The 15,992-nt window shown below is 62.8% G+C and carries 15 protein-coding genes; 14 read left to right on the top strand and 1 reads right to left on the bottom strand.

Annotation, left to right across the window (positions count from 1 at the left end; translation table 11 throughout):
* Positions 1–35: 35 nt before the first annotated feature.
* The 13 genes from NKH37_RS03630 to ftsH all read left to right on the top strand — a co-directional run bounded on the left by NKH37_RS03630 (position 36) and on the right by ftsH (position 12,314).
* Entirely contained in the window at positions 36–320 is a 285-nt protein-coding gene (locus NKH37_RS03630) for an AbrB/MazE/SpoVT family DNA-binding domain-containing protein (protein WP_353003848.1), read from the top strand.
* Complete coding sequence (locus tag NKH37_RS03625; protein WP_353003846.1) at positions 317–721, top strand: type II toxin-antitoxin system VapC family toxin; 405 nt, start codon at positions 317–319, stop codon at positions 719–721. The genes NKH37_RS03630 and NKH37_RS03625 overlap by 4 nt, the downstream gene beginning before the upstream one ends.
* Positions 718–1,758: a Holliday junction branch migration DNA helicase RuvB gene (gene ruvB, locus NKH37_RS03620; protein ID WP_023677999.1), complete on the top strand. Its 1,041-nt coding sequence runs from the start codon at positions 718–720 to the stop codon at positions 1,756–1,758. Before NKH37_RS03625 ends, ruvB begins: the two co-directional genes overlap by 4 nt.
* 126 nt (positions 1,759–1,884) lie before the next feature.
* The gene (ybgC, locus tag NKH37_RS03615; protein ID WP_023719610.1) at positions 1,885–2,355 is read left to right on the top strand and encodes a tol-pal system-associated acyl-CoA thioesterase; all 471 of its coding nucleotides are present in this window, start codon (positions 1,885–1,887) and stop codon (positions 2,353–2,355) included.
* 297 nt (positions 2,356–2,652) lie between these two features.
* A complete protein-coding gene (gene tolQ / locus NKH37_RS03610; protein ID WP_023719609.1) occupies positions 2,653–3,363 on the top strand; it encodes a protein TolQ in 711 nt (236 codons plus the stop codon).
* A 9-nt stretch (positions 3,364–3,372) separates the two neighbouring features.
* Positions 3,373–3,831: an ExbD/TolR family protein gene (locus tag NKH37_RS03605; RefSeq protein WP_352494160.1), complete on the top strand. Its 459-nt coding sequence runs from the start codon at positions 3,373–3,375 to the stop codon at positions 3,829–3,831.
* 8 nt (positions 3,832–3,839) lie between these two features.
* On the top strand, positions 3,840–4,997 hold the full coding sequence (tolA, locus tag NKH37_RS03600) for a cell envelope integrity protein TolA (RefSeq protein ID WP_353003844.1): 1,158 nt from the start codon (positions 3,840–3,842) through the stop codon (positions 4,995–4,997).
* 67 nt (positions 4,998–5,064) lie between these two features.
* Entirely contained in the window at positions 5,065–6,348 is a 1,284-nt protein-coding gene (gene tolB / locus NKH37_RS03595; RefSeq protein ID WP_502895839.1) for a Tol-Pal system beta propeller repeat protein TolB, read from the top strand.
* A gap of 84 nt (positions 6,349–6,432) precedes the next feature.
* On the top strand, positions 6,433–6,771 hold the full coding sequence (locus tag NKH37_RS03590; protein WP_353003843.1) for a four helix bundle protein: 339 nt from the start codon (positions 6,433–6,435) through the stop codon (positions 6,769–6,771).
* 231 nt (positions 6,772–7,002) lie between these two features.
* A complete protein-coding gene (pal, locus tag NKH37_RS03585; RefSeq protein ID WP_023677992.1) occupies positions 7,003–7,509 on the top strand; it encodes a peptidoglycan-associated lipoprotein Pal in 507 nt (168 codons plus the stop codon).
* 187 nt (positions 7,510–7,696) lie between these two features.
* Positions 7,697–8,806: a tol-pal system protein YbgF gene (ybgF, locus tag NKH37_RS03580; RefSeq protein ID WP_023719604.1), complete on the top strand. Its 1,110-nt coding sequence runs from the start codon at positions 7,697–7,699 to the stop codon at positions 8,804–8,806.
* A gap of 54 nt (positions 8,807–8,860) precedes the next feature.
* On the top strand, positions 8,861–10,282 hold the full coding sequence (tilS, locus tag NKH37_RS03575; protein ID WP_353003841.1) for a tRNA lysidine(34) synthetase TilS: 1,422 nt from the start codon (positions 8,861–8,863) through the stop codon (positions 10,280–10,282).
* Positions 10,283–10,388: 106 nt separating this feature from the next.
* Complete coding sequence (gene ftsH, locus NKH37_RS03570) at positions 10,389–12,314, top strand: ATP-dependent zinc metalloprotease FtsH (protein ID WP_023677989.1); 1,926 nt, start codon at positions 10,389–10,391, stop codon at positions 12,312–12,314.
* Positions 12,315–12,898: 584 nt separating this feature from the next.
* Here the strand turns inward: ftsH and NKH37_RS03565 are convergent.
* Complete coding sequence (locus tag NKH37_RS03565) at positions 12,899–13,564, bottom strand: hypothetical protein (protein WP_502895838.1); 666 nt, start codon at positions 13,562–13,564, stop codon at positions 12,899–12,901.
* Between the two features lie 874 nt (positions 13,565–14,438).
* On the opposite strand from NKH37_RS03565, the gene glmM reads away from it, so the two are divergent.
* Positions 14,439–15,791 (top strand): phosphoglucosamine mutase, encoded by a 1,353-nt coding sequence (gene glmM, locus NKH37_RS03560; RefSeq protein ID WP_352494163.1) that lies wholly within the window; start codon positions 14,439–14,441, stop codon positions 15,789–15,791.
* Positions 15,792–15,992: the final 201 nt, after the last annotated feature.

Below are 15,992 nucleotides of genomic sequence, written 5' to 3'. Positions count from 1 at the left end.
TCTGATCGGTAAGAATTTTTTTCAAGAGTAAGAATATGGGCGCATATGCCAGTCTGACCTCCAAGGGACAGCTCACGATTCCAAAGGACGTCCGCGACGCCTTGTCGCTCAAGACGGGCGACACGATCGCCTGGACGGTGATGGATGGCTATTTGGTCGGGACGCCGCGCAATCTCGACTTCGCCGACCTAGCCGGATTTCTCGGCGATCCACCCGGCGGTCCCGCTTCCCTGGAAGAGATCGATGCGGCTGTGAGGGAGGCCGTAGGCCAGCACGTTATTGGTGACAAGCCACAGGGCGGAAAAGAGGGCGACGCGTGACGTCGATAGGTATCGATACCAACGTTCTGCTTCGAATGATGCTGAACGATGATGCCGAGCAACAGGCCAAGGCTCTCGCCTTCGGTAAGAGCCTCAGCGGCGACAAGCTCGGGTTTGTGAGTTTGATTGTGCTGGTGGAATTCAGTTGGTCACTGCTTTCGCGTTACCGGCAGCCAAAGGAGCAAATACTGGCCGCGATCCAGAGATTGCTCAAGATCAAGACGCTGGTGTTTGAGGATTTCGATGCCATCGTGATCGCGCTCGAACGATCGAATTCGAGCCAGGTCGACTTTGCTGATGCGCTGATAGCCGAGCACAATCGAAATTTCGGTTGCTCGCATACGGTCACGTTCGACCAGCGGGCTGCAAGGTCCATTGCCGGTATGGAACTGCTCGCATGAGCCTTTCGCCACGCCTCATTGCTCCCGACAGACGCGGCGAGGACGCCGAGCAGACCTTGCGGCCGCAGACGCTTGGCGACTTTGTCGGCCAGGCGGCGGTGCGGGCCAATCTCAAAGTCTTCATCGAAGCCGCCAAGGGGCGCAGCGAAGCGCTCGACCATGTGCTGTTCGTCGGCCCGCCCGGCCTCGGCAAGACGACGCTGGCGCAAATCATGGCGCGCGAGCTCGGCGTCAATTTCCGCTCGACCTCGGGTCCGGTCATCGCCAAGGCCGGTGATCTGGCGGCGCTGCTCACCAACCTCGAAGACCGCGACGTGCTGTTCATCGACGAGATCCACCGGCTCAACCCGGCGGTCGAGGAAATCCTCTATCCGGCGATGGAGGATTTCCAGCTCGACCTGATCATCGGCGAGGGGCCGGCGGCGCGCTCGGTCAAGATCGACCTTGCCCGCTTCACGCTCGTCGCCGCCACCACCCGGCTCGGCCTGTTGACCAACCCGCTGCGCGACCGCTTCGGCATTCCGGTCAGGCTCAATTTCTATTCCGTCGAGGAACTCGAGCAGATCGTGCGGCGCGGCGCCCGCATCCTTGCCATGCCGCTCGGCGACGACGGTGCCTTGGAGATCGCCCGGCGGGCGCGCGGCACGCCGCGCATCGCCGGCCGGCTGTTGCGCCGGGTGCGCGACTTCGCCAGCGTTGCCGGCGACGGTCATGTCGACCGCAAGGTCGCCGACGAGGCGCTGACGCGGCTGGAGGTCGACGGGCTCGGCCTCGACGCGCTCGACCGCCGTTATCTGTCGATGATCGCCCGGAATTTCGGCGGCGGGCCGGTCGGCATCGAGACAATCGCTGCCGGGCTTTCCGAGCCACGCGATGCCATCGAGGACATCATCGAACCCTTTCTGATCCAGCAAGGCTTCATCATGCGTACCCCGCGCGGCCGCGTGCTGGCGGCCAATGCCTGGCGGCATCTCGGCCTCGACGCGCCGAAGGACCTGGCGCAGCAGCAGATCAGCCTGTTCCAGGAAGAACCGTAAGTTCCGCTGCTTATGGCTTCGGTGCGGGCAGTTCCCCGGCCCAGCCCTCCAGGTCTTGATCATCGCCGGTCTATGCGCAAAACAGGTGTTGCTTAAAACAGGGCCCGTCGGGCCAAAAGGACAGCAATGGACGATCACCGTGAATCGGCATTGTCCGCCGGGCTTTCCGGCGCGCTGACGGAATTCGGCCATCGATTGATGGCGCGGGTCTATTATGCAGACACCGATTTTTCCGGCGTCGTCTACCACGCGCGCTATCTCGAGTTCTTCGAGCGCGGCCGTTCCGATTATCTGCGCCTGGCCGGCGTCCACCACACCGAGCTTGCCGAGGGCAAACATGGCGAGAAAATAGTCTGGGTGGTGCGGCGCATGGAAATCGATTTCCGCGGTTCGGCCCGCATGGACGACATCCTGACCATCGATACGCGCACCGACGAGATTTCCGGTGCGCGGATCGTCATGGCGCAGCAATTGAAGCGCGGCAGCGAAGTGCTGGTCGAGGCGCGGGTCGAAGCGGCGATCGTCGGCGACAACGGACGGCCGCGGCGCTTTCCCAAGGACTGGATCGCAGCCTTCATGCCCAGAACGCGCAAATAAGGGTTCAGAGGCGGACGATCCCGGAGCTCTCGGTTAGGGGGCCAGGACCGCCGGCGGCTCGTCGGGGCGCGGCAATGCGCCGCGCTGTACGTCCTAACCCATCCTTAACCATAACGGTCCATGAAGGGATTGGTTAAGATTGGGAGAATCCAAGCGCCTTCCTTTCACCAATATTTGCCCCGAAAAGGCCGCCAACGGTGCATTTGGGGTTATTCCGCCAGCTTAACGCGAACGGACCACAAGGGATGCCCATGGGCCAGCCGCCAGCCACGCCCGGAAAATCTTTAAGGACGTAACATGGAAAACATCGCTCTCGCCGAACCGGGCGCGCATTTATCGATTTGGGCCTTGTTCATGCAGGCCGGTTGGGTGGTCAAGCTGGTCATGATCGGGCTGCTCTGCGCCTCGATCTGGACCTGGGCGATCATCGTCGACAAGCTCGTCGCCTATGCCCGCATGCGGCTGGCGCTCAATCGCTTCGAACAGGTGTTCTGGTCGGGACAGTCGCTGGAAGAACTTTACCGCACGCTCGCCGACCGCAAGACGACCGGCATGAGCGCGATCTTCGTCGCCGCCATGCGCGAATGGAAGAAGAGCTTCGAGAAGGGCGCGAAATCGCCGCTCGGCCTGCAGACCCGCATCGACAAGGCCATGGATCTAGCGCTGACCCGCGAGATGGAAAAGCTGGAAGGGCGGCTCGGCTTTCTCGCCACCACCGGCTCGGCGGCGCCCTTTATCGGCCTGTTCGGCACGGTTATCGGCATCATGACCTCGTTCCAGGCGATCGCCGCGTCGAAGAACACCAGCCTGTCGGTGGTCGCGCCCGGCATCGCCGAGGCGCTGCTGGCGACGGCCATCGGCCTGCTCGCCGCCATCCCTGCCGTCATCGCCTACAACAAGCTGTCGTCCGACGCGAGCAAGATCGCGGTGCGCATGGAAGGGTTCGCGGATGAGTTCTCCGCCATACTCTCGCGCCAAATCGATGAAAAAGTCGTGCAGAAGGCCTGAGGAACGATCATGGGAATGTCCGTAAGCGCAGGTGGCGGAGGACGCGGCGGGCGCGGCCACAGGCGGCGCGGCCGCCATCACGCCCTGATATCGGAGATCAACGTCACGCCGATGGTCGACGTGATGCTGGTGCTGCTGATCATCTTCATGGTCGCGGCGCCGTTGCTGACGGTCGGCGTTCCGGTCGATCTGCCGGAAACTCAGGCCAAGCCGATTGCGGCCGACACGCAACCGATTACCCTATCAATCAATGCCGCCGGCCAGATTTTCATTCAGGAAACCGAGATCCCGATCGAGGAACTGGTGGCAAAGCTGCAGGCGATTTCGAAGACCGGCTATGACGAGCGCATTTTCGTTCGCGCCGACAAGGCAACCAATTATGGAGCGGCTCTGAAGGTCATGGGCTATGTCCAAGCCGCTGGCTACAAGAACATGAGTCTCCTGTCACTGCAGGAACAGGATCAGTAGACAAGAACATGCGGACCGGCCTCACCACATCGGTGATCTTGCATACGGTGGCGCTGGCCTTCGGCCTGTTCACGTTGTCCTCGCCGCCCGCGATGCCCGCGTCTGATGCGGAATCGGTGTCGGTCGAGATCGTGCCGATGGAAGCGACGGCGCAGATCCTGCAAGGCGACAAGAAGGCTGTGATGCACGACAAGCCGGCGCCGCTGCCGACGCAGCGTCCCGACATCCTTCCCGATGCCCAGAAAATCGGCGATAACAGCGTCGACACCGACAAGCCGCCGACACCTGAGCCCAAGCCCCAGCCAGTCGATATGACGGCGGCTCCGCCACCCGCGCCGACGCCGGTCGAAAAGCCCAAGCCTGAGGACGTGCCGAAGCCGAAGGAGCAGCCGAAGCCTATTCCCGCTACGGAGGTAGCGCCGGTGCCGCAGCCGAAGGAGGAGGTCAAGCCCGAACCGGTCAAGCAGACCGAGCCCAAGCCGACGCCGGCCAAGGAGCCGACGCCCACGCCGCCGCAGGACAAGACTGCCGCGATCGATCCGCAGCCCGAGGTCAAGCCGGATGCCGTCGCCGAGGCGATTGCCAAGCAACCGCCAACCGAGGAGGCGCAGCTTCCGGACTCGGCGCCAGCACCCGAGGCTCGGCCGAAGCCGCAGCCGGCCCAGGCCGAAAGCGCCAAGGCGCCGGAGCGCAAGGACGCCGACAAGCCGGTCAAGGAAACCTCGTCCAAGCCGAAATCGGACGACAAGCAGTTCAACGCCGACGAGATTTCGGCTCTGCTCGACAAGCGGAAGCCGGCCGGTGGCGGCGCCAAGCGCTCGACCCAACAGTCTTCGCTCGGCGGCGACAAGGATCAGGGCCAGAAGCTTTCGAAATCGGAGCAGGGGGCATTGGAAGCCCAGCTTGGTGGTTGCTGGACGCTTCCGGCAGGGCTCGAGGGCTCGGAAAATTTCGTCGTCGTGGTCCGGTTTAATCTGGACGCCTCCGGCAAGTTGGATGGCCGGCCGAGCGTTGAAAAGTCGAGCGGAAACCGCCCGTTTGACGAAAGTGCAGTGCGCGCGGTTCAGAAATGCGATGTGGCCGGCTTGCAAGTTCCCGCGGGCAAGCAAGACATCTGGTCCGACGTTCGGGTCACTTTCGACCCCAGGGAGATGCTCGGCCTTTAGGCCCGGCGCCCACAGAGTCAGCGAAGAAAAGCGAGAAGACATGAAATCCATCCTCAAGCCGCTCCTGATGATCGTAGCGATGGCGCTGGGCATGACTGCCGCCGCCACCTTGCCGGCGCGGGCGCTCGTTGAGCTCAACGTCAACAAGGGTAATGTCGAGCCGTTGCCGATCGCCATTACCGATTTCCAGGGTGGCGATGCACTCGGCGCCGAGATTTCCGGCATCGTCAGTGCCGACCTGAAACGCTCCGGCCTGTTCGCGCCGATCGACAAAAGCGCTTTCATCGAAAAGATCTCGAACCCGGATGCCACGCCGCGCTTCGAGGACTGGAAGGTGATCAATGCGCAGGCGCTGGTCACCGGCAGTGTCGGCAAGGAGGCTGACGGCCGTGTCCGCGCCCAGTACCGGCTGTGGGACACCTTTGCCGGCCAGCAGATGTCGGGCGAACAGTTCTTCGCCAACGACGCCAATACCAGGCGCGTCGCCCACATCATCGCCGACGCCATCTACGAACGGCTGACCGGCGAGAAGGGCTATTTCGACACCCGCGTCGTCTTCATCGACGAGTCCGGCGCCAAGAATGCGCGTAAGAAGCGGCTTGCCATCATGGACCAGGACGGCGCCAACGTCCGCTATCTCTCGAACGGCAAGTCGATCGTGCTGACGCCGCGCTTCTCGCCGAACCGGCAGGAAATCACCTATATGTCCTACGAGAGCGGTCAGCCGCGGGTGTACCTGCTGCAGATCGAGACGGGGCAGCGCGAGCTGGTCGGCAATTTCCCCGGCATGACGTTTGCGCCGCGCTTTTCGCCGGACGGCCAGAAGGTGATCATGAGTCTTCTGCGCGACGACGGAAATTCCAACATCTTCGCCATGGACCTGAGAAGCCGCTCGACGACCAGGCTCACCAATTCGACCGCCATCGATACCTCGCCATCCTACTCGCCTGACGGCAGCAAGGTGGTGTTCACGTCGGACCGCGGCGGCCGCGCGCAGATCTATGTGATGGGCGCCGACGGCTCGGGCCAGACCCGCATCTCGTTCGGCGACGGCGTCTATTCGACGCCGGTGTGGTCGCCGCGCGGCGATCTCATCGCCTTCACCAAGCAGACCGGCGGCGAATTCCAGATCGGCGTCATGCGCACCGACGGTTCGGGCGAGCGCATCCTGTCCACCGGCTTTCAGCAGGAAGGCCCGACCTGGGCGCCCAACGGCCGGGTGCTGATGTTCTTCCGCGATTCCAATGGCGGACCAAAACTTGTTTCGGTCGATCTCACCGGCCGCAACGAACAGTCGATCCCGACGGCGAACTTCGCCTCGGATCCGGCCTGGTCGCCGCTGCTCGAATAGAGGAACTGAGGAATTGACGAACTGACGAGTTGAAAAACTGAAGAATGGAGAAGCCAGGGGGCCTACATCGAGCACGCGAGGGATTTGGAAGTCTATAAGCGCGCCTATGCGGTTTCCCTTGGGGTACACAGAGCCACGCTTGCTTTTCCGAAAATGGAGCAATACGCGCTCGCCGATCAACTACGTCGTTCCAGCAAGGCGATCTGCGCCAATTTGGCTGAGGGTTTTGCCAAACAGACCCGCTCCAAGCCCGAATTCGCACGCTTCATTTCGATGGCCATAGGGTCATGCAGTGAAGTGGAAACGTGGATTTCGTATGCGTTCGACCTCGAGTATATCACACAGGTGCAACGCGACGACTGGTTGCAATCCTATGCCCGCATCTACGGAATGCTGGTCAATCTCAGAGAGAAGCTGAGGTGATCTCTTTCCTCAATTCCTCAACTCTTCAATTCTTCAATTCCCTCTTTTTCATGTTTTGGCCGCATTTCCGCCTACGGTCCGCGCTCATTGTCGCCCTTGAGTAGCCCTCGGCAGAACGGTTGTGGACGGCAGCCGAAACCAAATTTTAACCGTGTTTCTTGAGCGCCGGTTAACCCAAACGTGGTTACTGGACGATCAATGAAATCACTCGAATTGCGAAGGAGAGGCGGCATGGGCCGTATCGCAGCACTTACCACAAACCCGGTCATGATCGCGCTGGTCGCGATGCTCGCGATTACCGGTTGCGCCTCGAAGAAGACGCCGAACAGCGCCGCCGATCTCGGCCTCAACGGCGCCGGCGCGGCAACGCCCGGGTCGGCCCAGGACTTCACCGTCAACATCGGCGACCGCATCTTCTTCGACACCGATTCATCCTCGATCCGCGCTGATGCGCAGACGACGCTGTCGCGCCAGGCGCAGTGGCTGAACCAGTACAAGCAGTATGCCATCGTCATCGAAGGCCATGCCGACGAGCGCGGCACACGCGAATACAATCTGGCGCTCGGCGCCCGCCGTGCTGCCGCCACGCGCGACTTCCTGGTCGCCAAGGGCGTTTCGGCGCAGCGCCTGAAGACCATTTCCTACGGCAAGGAGCGTCCGGTCGCGGTTTGCGACGACATCTCCTGCTGGTCGCAGAACCGCCGCGCCGTCACCACGCTGGGCGGCGCCGGCTCCTGATCGGCATAAATGCAACACTTGGTGCGAAAGGCGGCCAAAGGGCCGCCTTTTTCATATCTGCCCGCTCCAAACAAAATTTGGCCGAAGTCTCACGTCCTGTTAAGAGCCGAGAGCGTCTGGCTAGTCCCAGTTGGCTGGTCTACTTCGAGTGAGAGGCGCGCAACAACGGTTTCACGGCGAGAGGCACATGCATTTCAGATCGGTCTTGAGCGGCACGCTTGCGCTGCTGCTCGTATCAAGTATCGCGGCACTTGCTGACGGGGCAAGCGGCACCGAGCAGTCATCGGAAAGCGGCTTTTCCTTCCATCTGCCGACGATCAAACTGCCCGGCATTTTCGGTGAAAAGAAAAAGCCGGATCAGGTTCAACTCGCGCAACAGGATGGCACCGGCACTCCGGCGCTGGAGGAACAGCTCCGGCAGATGAACGGCAAGATCGAGGAACTCAACTTCCAGGTCCTGCAGATGCAGGAGCAGATCCGCAAGCAGCAGGAAGACAACGAATTCCGCTTCCAGCAGTTGGAAGGCGGTCCGCAAGGCGCGCAGCAGCCGGCCGAGCAGAAGAAGTCCGAGGCGGCGCCCAACAGCGACAACCCCAACGGCGACAGTAACGTGGCGGAGGCGCCTGCAACGCAGGCTCCGGCCGCTGCCGACACGCCGCCAGCCGGCGACAAGAGCGTCGAGGACGTCATCGTCGAATCGCCCAACGGCGATCCCGGCAAGCTGATCCCCGGCGCGCCGCCCAAGACGTTCGGCACCATCACCGTCGACAAAAACGGCAATGTCGTCGAAGCCGACGGCAATGCGCAGGCGAACGCGCCGGAGCAGAATACGGCCCCAGCCAACGGCGCCAACGCAGCCGGCAACAAGGCCGGCAAATCCGACGATACGGTGGTCGCGGCACTCCCCTCGACCAACGACCCGGAGGAGCTTTACCGCAACTCTTACCAGTTCATCCTGTCGGGCGACTACAGCACCGCCGAACAGGGCTTCCGCGACCATATCGCTCGGTTTCCCCGGGACGCCAAAGCGGCGGACGCGCATTACTGGCTCGGTGAATCGCTGCTCGGCCAGCAGAAATACCGCGATGCGGCCGAGACTTTCCTCGCAGCCAGCAAGGACTATCCCAAGGCCAAGAAAGCGCCAGACATGCTGCTGAAGCTCGGCGTCTCACTGGTCGGGCTGAAGCAGCGCGACGTGGCCTGTGCCACCTTCAGCGAGATCGGCAAGCGCTACCCCGATATTTCCGGCGCGCTCAAGGAGCGGGTCAAGCAGGAAAGGGCACTCGCGGCGTGCTAGTTTTTCTGTTGCACGTCGTTGCCCCAAAACCGGGCCCACTTTTGGGCGACATGCATGACGCTCGACACCGAGCCTGATCTTTCGGATTTTTCGCGGATCGACTTTTCCAACGGCGCTGTTGTGGCCGTGTCCGGCGGCAGCGACTCGACCGCCCTTCTCCTCCTCCTCAAAGCCCATCTCGACCGTACCGCACCGGCAACGAAATTGCTGGCGGTGACGATCGATCACCAATTGCGGCCGCAAGCGGCAGCGGAAGCGCAAGCCGTGGCCAGGCTGTGCGCGGCGCGCGGCATTGCCCATCGCATCGTCGTCTGGTCGGGGCACAAACCAGCGACCGGCCTGCCCGCCGCCGCGCGCGAAGCCCGATACCGGCTGCTCGCCGAGGCCGCCGAAGCGGCAGGCGTCGGGCTGATCCTGACCGGCCACACCGCCGACGACCAGGCCGAGACCGTGCTGATGCGGCAAGCGCGTGACGAGGTGCCAAGTGAGGAGAGGCCGCGGGGCCTTGCCGGCATGGCGCCGGCAACCCTCTACGACTGGCGGTACTGGATCGTGCGGCCGCTGCTCGGCGTGCGGCGTGCGGCGCTGCGCGAATTCCTCCGGCGCGAACAGGTCGCTTGGGTCGAGGACCCGACCAATGCCGACACTGCTTTCGAGCGCCCGCGCGTCCGCGCAGCACTTGTTGAAGGCGACGATGCGCTTCGCATGGCTGAAACGATGGCGCTGGCCAGAAAGGCGGCGGTGGAGCGTGAGCAGTTAGGACAGCGCGCGGCCATGCTGATCCGCGGCTTGGCCTCGAGGCCAGCCGCCGGCCTCGTCCGCCTCGACCGGGATTTTGCGACGGGCGCCGACAGCCGGGCGGCTATTTATGCGCTGCGCATCCTGCTGGCGGCGACCGGCGGTACCGCCTTCCTTCCCGACCAGGCCCGCAGCGAAGCCCTTTTCGACCGGCTCCGCACCGGGGCGCTTTGTGCCACATTGTCGCGGAGCGTGGTCGATGCCCGGCGCACCGGCATCTTTCTGCATCGTGAGTTGCGCGATCTGCCGCCCGCTGTTGCGGTTTCCGACAATGCCCTTTGGGACGGCCGCAGACGGATCACATTGGGCGACAGTTCAGGTGCATTGTTGATCGCGCCGCTGTTGGTAGCACCGCTCGGGGCGGCTCTTGCCGCAAAGCGGGCAATTGCCGGGCATGGCACGCCGGCAAGCCTTGTGCGTGCCGCCTTGGCCGCCGAACCGGCGCTGTGGCGGGATGGCGAATGCCTTGGTCTGCCTGGGCAAGGCCCGGGTTTGCCTGAGGAAAGCCCGATGCCGGCGGCGGTCGCCGCATATCCGGCAGTCGCGCCCTTCGCCCGTTTCCTGCCGTCCTTCGATCTGGCGCCGGCCGATGCCGTCGCCGCGTTGCTTGGCGCGGCGCCGGTTCCAGCCGCGCCATTCGGCGGCCACAGTGCCGGCCTACCACGGGCGAAAGCTTAACCGAGACCTGCTGTTATGCTTGGCAAGGGGAGACGCTCTCCCTATGTTAGGGCCAAGTTTCCTCTCACGACGTGCGTCCGCCCAGCGGGCGCCAACGGGACAATTGATGAATCCAAATTATCGCAACCTCGCGCTCTGGGCGATCATAGCGGTCCTGCTCATCGCTCTCTTCAATCTTTTCCAGACGCCGCAGACGCGTGGAGCCTCGAGCGATGTCCCCTATTCGCAGTTCCTACAGGAGGTCGCGGCGGGACGGATCAAGTCGGTGACCATCGCCGGCGCCCGTATCTCCGGCAACTACACGGACAGCTCCAACGGCTTCCAGACCTATTCGCCCGGGGACCCGTCGCTGGTTTCGCGGTTGCAGGACAAGAACGTCACCATTAATGCGCGTCCTGAATCCGACGGCTCCAATTCGCTGTTCGGCACCCTGATCTCCTGGCTGCCGATGATCCTCATCCTCGGCGTCTGGATATTCTTCATGCGCCAGATGCAGTCCGGTTCCGGCCGCGCCATGGGCTTCGGCAAGTCGAAGGCGAAGCTGTTGACCGAAGCGCATGGCCGCGTCACCTTCCAGGACGTCGCCGGCGTCGACGAAGCCAAGGAAGATCTGGAAGAGATCGTCGAGTTCCTGCGCGACCCGCAGAAATTCCAGCGGCTCGGCGGCAAGATCCCGCGCGGCGTGCTGCTCGTCGGTCCTCCCGGAACCGGCAAGACGCTGCTCGCCCGCTCGGTCGCCGGTGAAGCCAACGTGCCGTTCTTCACCATTTCGGGCTCGGATTTCGTCGAGATGTTCGTCGGCGTCGGTGCAAGCCGCGTCCGCGACATGTTCGACCAGGCCAAGAAGAACGCCCCTTGCATCATCTTCATCGACGAAATCGATGCCGTCGGCCGCCATCGCGGTGCCGGCCTCGGCGGCGGCAATGACGAGCGCGAGCAGACGCTGAACCAGCTGCTGGTCGAGATGGATGGCTTCGAATCTAACGAAAGCATCATCCTGATCGCCGCCACCAACCGGCCCGACGTGCTCGATCCGGCGCTGCTCAGGCCGGGCCGCTTCGATCGCCAGGTGGTGGTGCCGAACCCCGACATCGTCGGCCGCGAGAAGATCCTGAAGGTGCATGTGCGCAACGTGCCGCTGGCGCCCAATGTCGACCTCAAGGTGATCGCACGCGGCACGCCGGGCTTTTCCGGCGCCGACCTGATGAACCTGGTCAACGAGTCCGCCCTGATGGCGGCGCGGCGCAACAAACGCCTCGTCACCATGGCCGAATTCGAGGACGCCAAGGACAAGATCATGATGGGCGCCGAGCGCCGCTCGTCGGCGATGACGCAGGCCGAGAAGGAACTGACCGCCTATCACGAGGCCGGCCATGCCATCCTGGCGCTCAACGTGCCGTCGGCCGATCCGCTGCACAAGGCGACCATCATCCCGCGCGGCCGGGCACTCGGCATGGTCATGCAGCTGCCGGAAGGCGACCGCTATTCGATGAGCTACAAATACATGATCTCGCGCCTCGCCATCATGATGGGCGGCCGTGTCGCCGAGGAGTTCAAGTTCGGCAAGGAGAACATCACCTCGGGCGCCTCCTCCGATATCGAGCAGGCGACCAAGCTGGCGCGCGCCATGGTGACGCGCTGGGGCTTCTCCGACAAGCTCGGCCATGTCGCCTATGGCGACAACCAGGAGGAGGTGTTCCTCGGCCATTCGGTGGCGCGCACGCAGAATATCTCGGAAGAGACGGCGCAGATCATCGACGCCGAAGTGCGCCGGCTGATCGACGAGGCCTATTCGACGGCAAGGTCCATCCTGACCAAGAAGAAGAAGGAATGGATCGCGTTGGCGCAAGGCCTGCTCGAATACGAGACGCTGTCCGGCGAGGAGATCAAGCAGCTGATCGCCGGCAATAAGCCCGCACGCGACCTCGGCGACGACACGCCGCCGAGCCGCGGCTCGGCCGTGCCGAAGTCCGGCCGCCGCAAGAAGGGCCCCGAGCCCGAAGGCGGCATGGAACCCCAGCCGTCAAGCTAGGCTCCGGCCCAGGAGAGACGACTTCGAAACGCCGCGGCTCTGACCGCGGCGTTTTCTTTGGGGAATGCGACCCTTCCTGCATCGCTGGAAATTGGTGAAAGTGACGGTGACGGCCAATCTCCCCCCTCGTGGGGGAGATGTCCGGCAGGACAGAGAGGGGCGCGGGGGAACGCGGCCTTCTATCGTCCTCGTTGACGACTTCGAGAAGATCGACAAGGCGCGGCGGTGAAGGAAATTCGCAGTTTTCTACCGGCCGCGACATATTTTGTTCTTGCTTTGTGCCGGCAGCTATGCTACTAATCTCGGTATGGTGCTGATTGGCGCCGACGACCCGCCTACCGAGGCGGGTTTTTTGTTTCAGGCTCCTTCGACCAAACGTGGCGCGTGCTGCCGACCATCGATGTCGGCGGGACAGCGCCCCTCTCTGCCCTACCGGACATCTCCCCCACGAGGGGGGAGATCGCTAGAGCGGCGGCCGACTGCGCGCGGATGCCGCCTCTTCTGAACGCGCGGCAGCATGCAACAACAAAAAAGCCCGCGAACCTTGCGGCTCGCGGGCTCATGTCGTCGGATGATGGCGTCGGTCAGCTCTTCAGCTTGGCGTTGCAGAGGCTGTAGAAGCCGCCGCCCTTCTGGATCCACCTGAGGCCGCCCAGCGTGTTGGCGTCCTTGTTGGCGTAGTACAGGTCGAGGCAGGTGTGCATGCGGCCCTTGGCCGGGGTCTCGGTAGCGTATTTCTTGGAGATCGCCGTCGGGAATTTCACGCCCTGGGGGGCGGTGATGGTCGGCGCTTGCGGATCGCCGGTGTACTTCGCATCGGGAGCCGGCAGGGTGTCGTCGTCGTCGGCTGCGCCGGCGCCGCATTGGCTCTTGCGGAAGTCGTTCCACTTCATGCCGTTCAAAGTATTGCCGGACTTGGCGGCCTGATATTTGGCGCTGCAATCAGCCATGCTGAGGCCTTTGGCGGTATCGGTCGCGGCAGCTGTCGTCACCTTGGCAGGTGCCGCGGCAGGTTGTGCCGCTGCAGTTGCGCCGGCGGCGCATTCACTCTTGCGGAAATCGTTCCATTTCATGCCGTTGAGCGTGCCGGCAGCCTTGGCGGCCTGGTATTTGGTGCTGCATTCCTTGGCCGTCAGGCCCGGCGCAGCGTCGTCGGCGGTGGCTGCCGCAGCCTTGGTCGTGGCGGCGGGTTGTGCGGCTGCCGTCGCGTCGGCGGCGCACTGGGTCTTGCGGAAATCGTTCCACTTCATGCCGTTCAGCGTGCCGGCGGCTTTTGCCGCCTGGTACTTGGTGCTGCACTCCTTCGCCGTCAGCCCAGGCGCCGCATCGTCGCCGGCGGCTGCCTTGGTGGTGTCGGCGGCCTTGGCCGTGGCTTTGGCTGGGGCGGGATCGGTCGTAGCGGCGGTGGCATCGGTGCCGCATTGGGCCTTGCGGAACTGGTTCCAGTTCTGCCCGCCAAGCGTTCCCGCATCCTTGGCCGCGTTATACTTGGTGCTGCACTCGGCCATGGTCAGCGCATTGGCAGGCGCCGCCAGGAATAAGGTCGCGACGGCAAGGCCCGTCAAAGTGGCAAGTCGATGGATGAGCATGCGTTTTCTCCCTATGGCGGTTCATGATATGTCCCAGTGCAGCAATAGCGCTCAACGGCTGGTTGCGCCAGATGCTAAGTAGCGTAGAGACAATTTAGAAGTGCATTCTTTTCTTTAAGGTGATGAATTCGTTGCCGGGACTGTTTCCCAGCCAAGTTCGTCCGGGTGCATTGCACGGAGAGCGCGCATATGGCTCGTTCCCAGCGAGTACACTGCGTCGCATGACAGGCAGTCAAATCGGCGGGTGCGACGGACCTGAGCCTATCTCTGTCTGAAGCAGCGCGATGCGGATTCGGGTTCAAGGCCACACTGTCACAAACCAAAGGATCCAGATGAGGTTTGAGGTTGACGTTTCTGATGCTGCTGCCGCAACAAGGGCTCGAAACTTGAAAATCAACACACTAGCGTGACGCAAAACACACAAGACAACAATTTTCTAAGGATTGGTCGTCCATAATCATACAATGTGATGACAGAGCTCGGCCGATTTTATGGCATGAGATGTTCGGAAAGAACCATCGGGAAGCTGGCTAGCATGGCAGGACATTATTTCGGTACGGACGGCATTCGTGGGCGCGCCAACAAATTTCCAATGACGGCGGAGGTCGCCATGAGGGTCGGCATGGCCGCCGGCCTCTCGTTCCAGCGCGGCAGCCACCGCCACCGCGTCGTGCTCGGCAAGGATACCAGGCTTTCCGGCTACATGATCGAGAACGCGATGGTGTCGGGCCTGTGCGCCGCCGGCATGGATGTCTTCCTGCTCGGCCCGATCCCGACGCCAGCGGTTGCAATGCTGGTGCGCTCGCTGCGCGCCGATATAGGGGTGATGATCTCTGCCTCGCACAACCCCTATTACGACAATGGCATCAAGCTGTTCGGCCCCGATGGCTACAAGCTGTCCGATGAGATCGAGGAGCGTATCGAGGGGATGCTCGACAAGGATATCGAACTGGCGCTTGCCGATTCTGATGGGCTCGGCCGCGCCAAACGCGTCGACGGCGTGCATGACCGCTATATTGAATTCGCCAAGCGCACGCTGCCGCGCTCGATGTCGCTGTCGGGCCTGCGCATCGTCGTCGATTGCGCCAATGGCGCCGCCTACAAGGTGGCGCCCGACGCGCTATGGGAACTCGGCGCCGAGGTCGTTGCCATCAATGTCGAGCCCAACGGCTTCAACATCAACAAGGAATGCGGCTCGACCCATCCGGCCGGCCTGCAAAAGAAGGTGCACGAGGTGCGCGCCGATATCGGCATAGCGCTCGACGGCGATGCCGACCGCGTCGTCATTGTCGACGAGAACGGCGCGATCGTCGATGGCGACCAGATCATGGCGCTGATCGCCGAATCCTGGCACCAGAGCGGACGGCTGGCCGGCGGCGGCGTCGTCTCGACGGTGATGTCCAATCTCGGCCTCGAACGCTTCCTCGGCGACATGAACCTGCAGTTGCATCGCACCAAGGTCGGCGACCGCTATGTCGTCGAGCACATGCGTGCCCATGGGCTCAATGTCGGGGGCGAACAGTCGGGTCACATCGTGCTGTCCGATTTCTCGACCACCGGCGACGGCCTCGTCTCGGCGCTCCAGGTGCTCGCCTGCATCAAGCGGCAGAACCGGCCGGTCAGCGAATTGTCGAAGAAGTTCGAGCCGGTGCCGCAGCTGTTGAAGAACGTGCATATTTCCGGCGGCAAGCCGCTGGAGGAGGCGCCGGTCAAGGCAGCGATCGAAGATGCACGCCATCGCCTCGGCAAGGCCGGGCGCCTGGTCATCCGGCCATCCGGCACGGAGCCGCTCATCCGTGTCATGGCGGAGGGCGACGACCCCCAACTTGTCGAGTCCGTGGTCAACGACATCGTCGAGGTCATTTCGGAAACGCGCAGCGCCGCCTGATCTCCCTCCAACATCAGTTCAAAAGCCCGCCTTGCAGGCGGGCTTTTTGTTGGATTGCCTGTCAGTCCTGCTACAGCAACGGCCGCCAGAATCCTCGGATTTTAGAGATTCGTGGTTAATCGATACGGTTAAACGCCTTTTAACCTTTCCGATTCATTATCCACAACTGAGGTCAATCATATTTCGGGCGCGTTCGCCGTT

The sequence above is a fragment of the Mesorhizobium sp. M1217 genome (assembly GCF_040318275.1).
In the GTDB taxonomy this organism is placed as follows: Bacteria; Pseudomonadota; Alphaproteobacteria; order Rhizobiales; family Rhizobiaceae; genus Mesorhizobium.
This window is presented reverse-complemented; position numbering and strand designations above follow the sequence as displayed.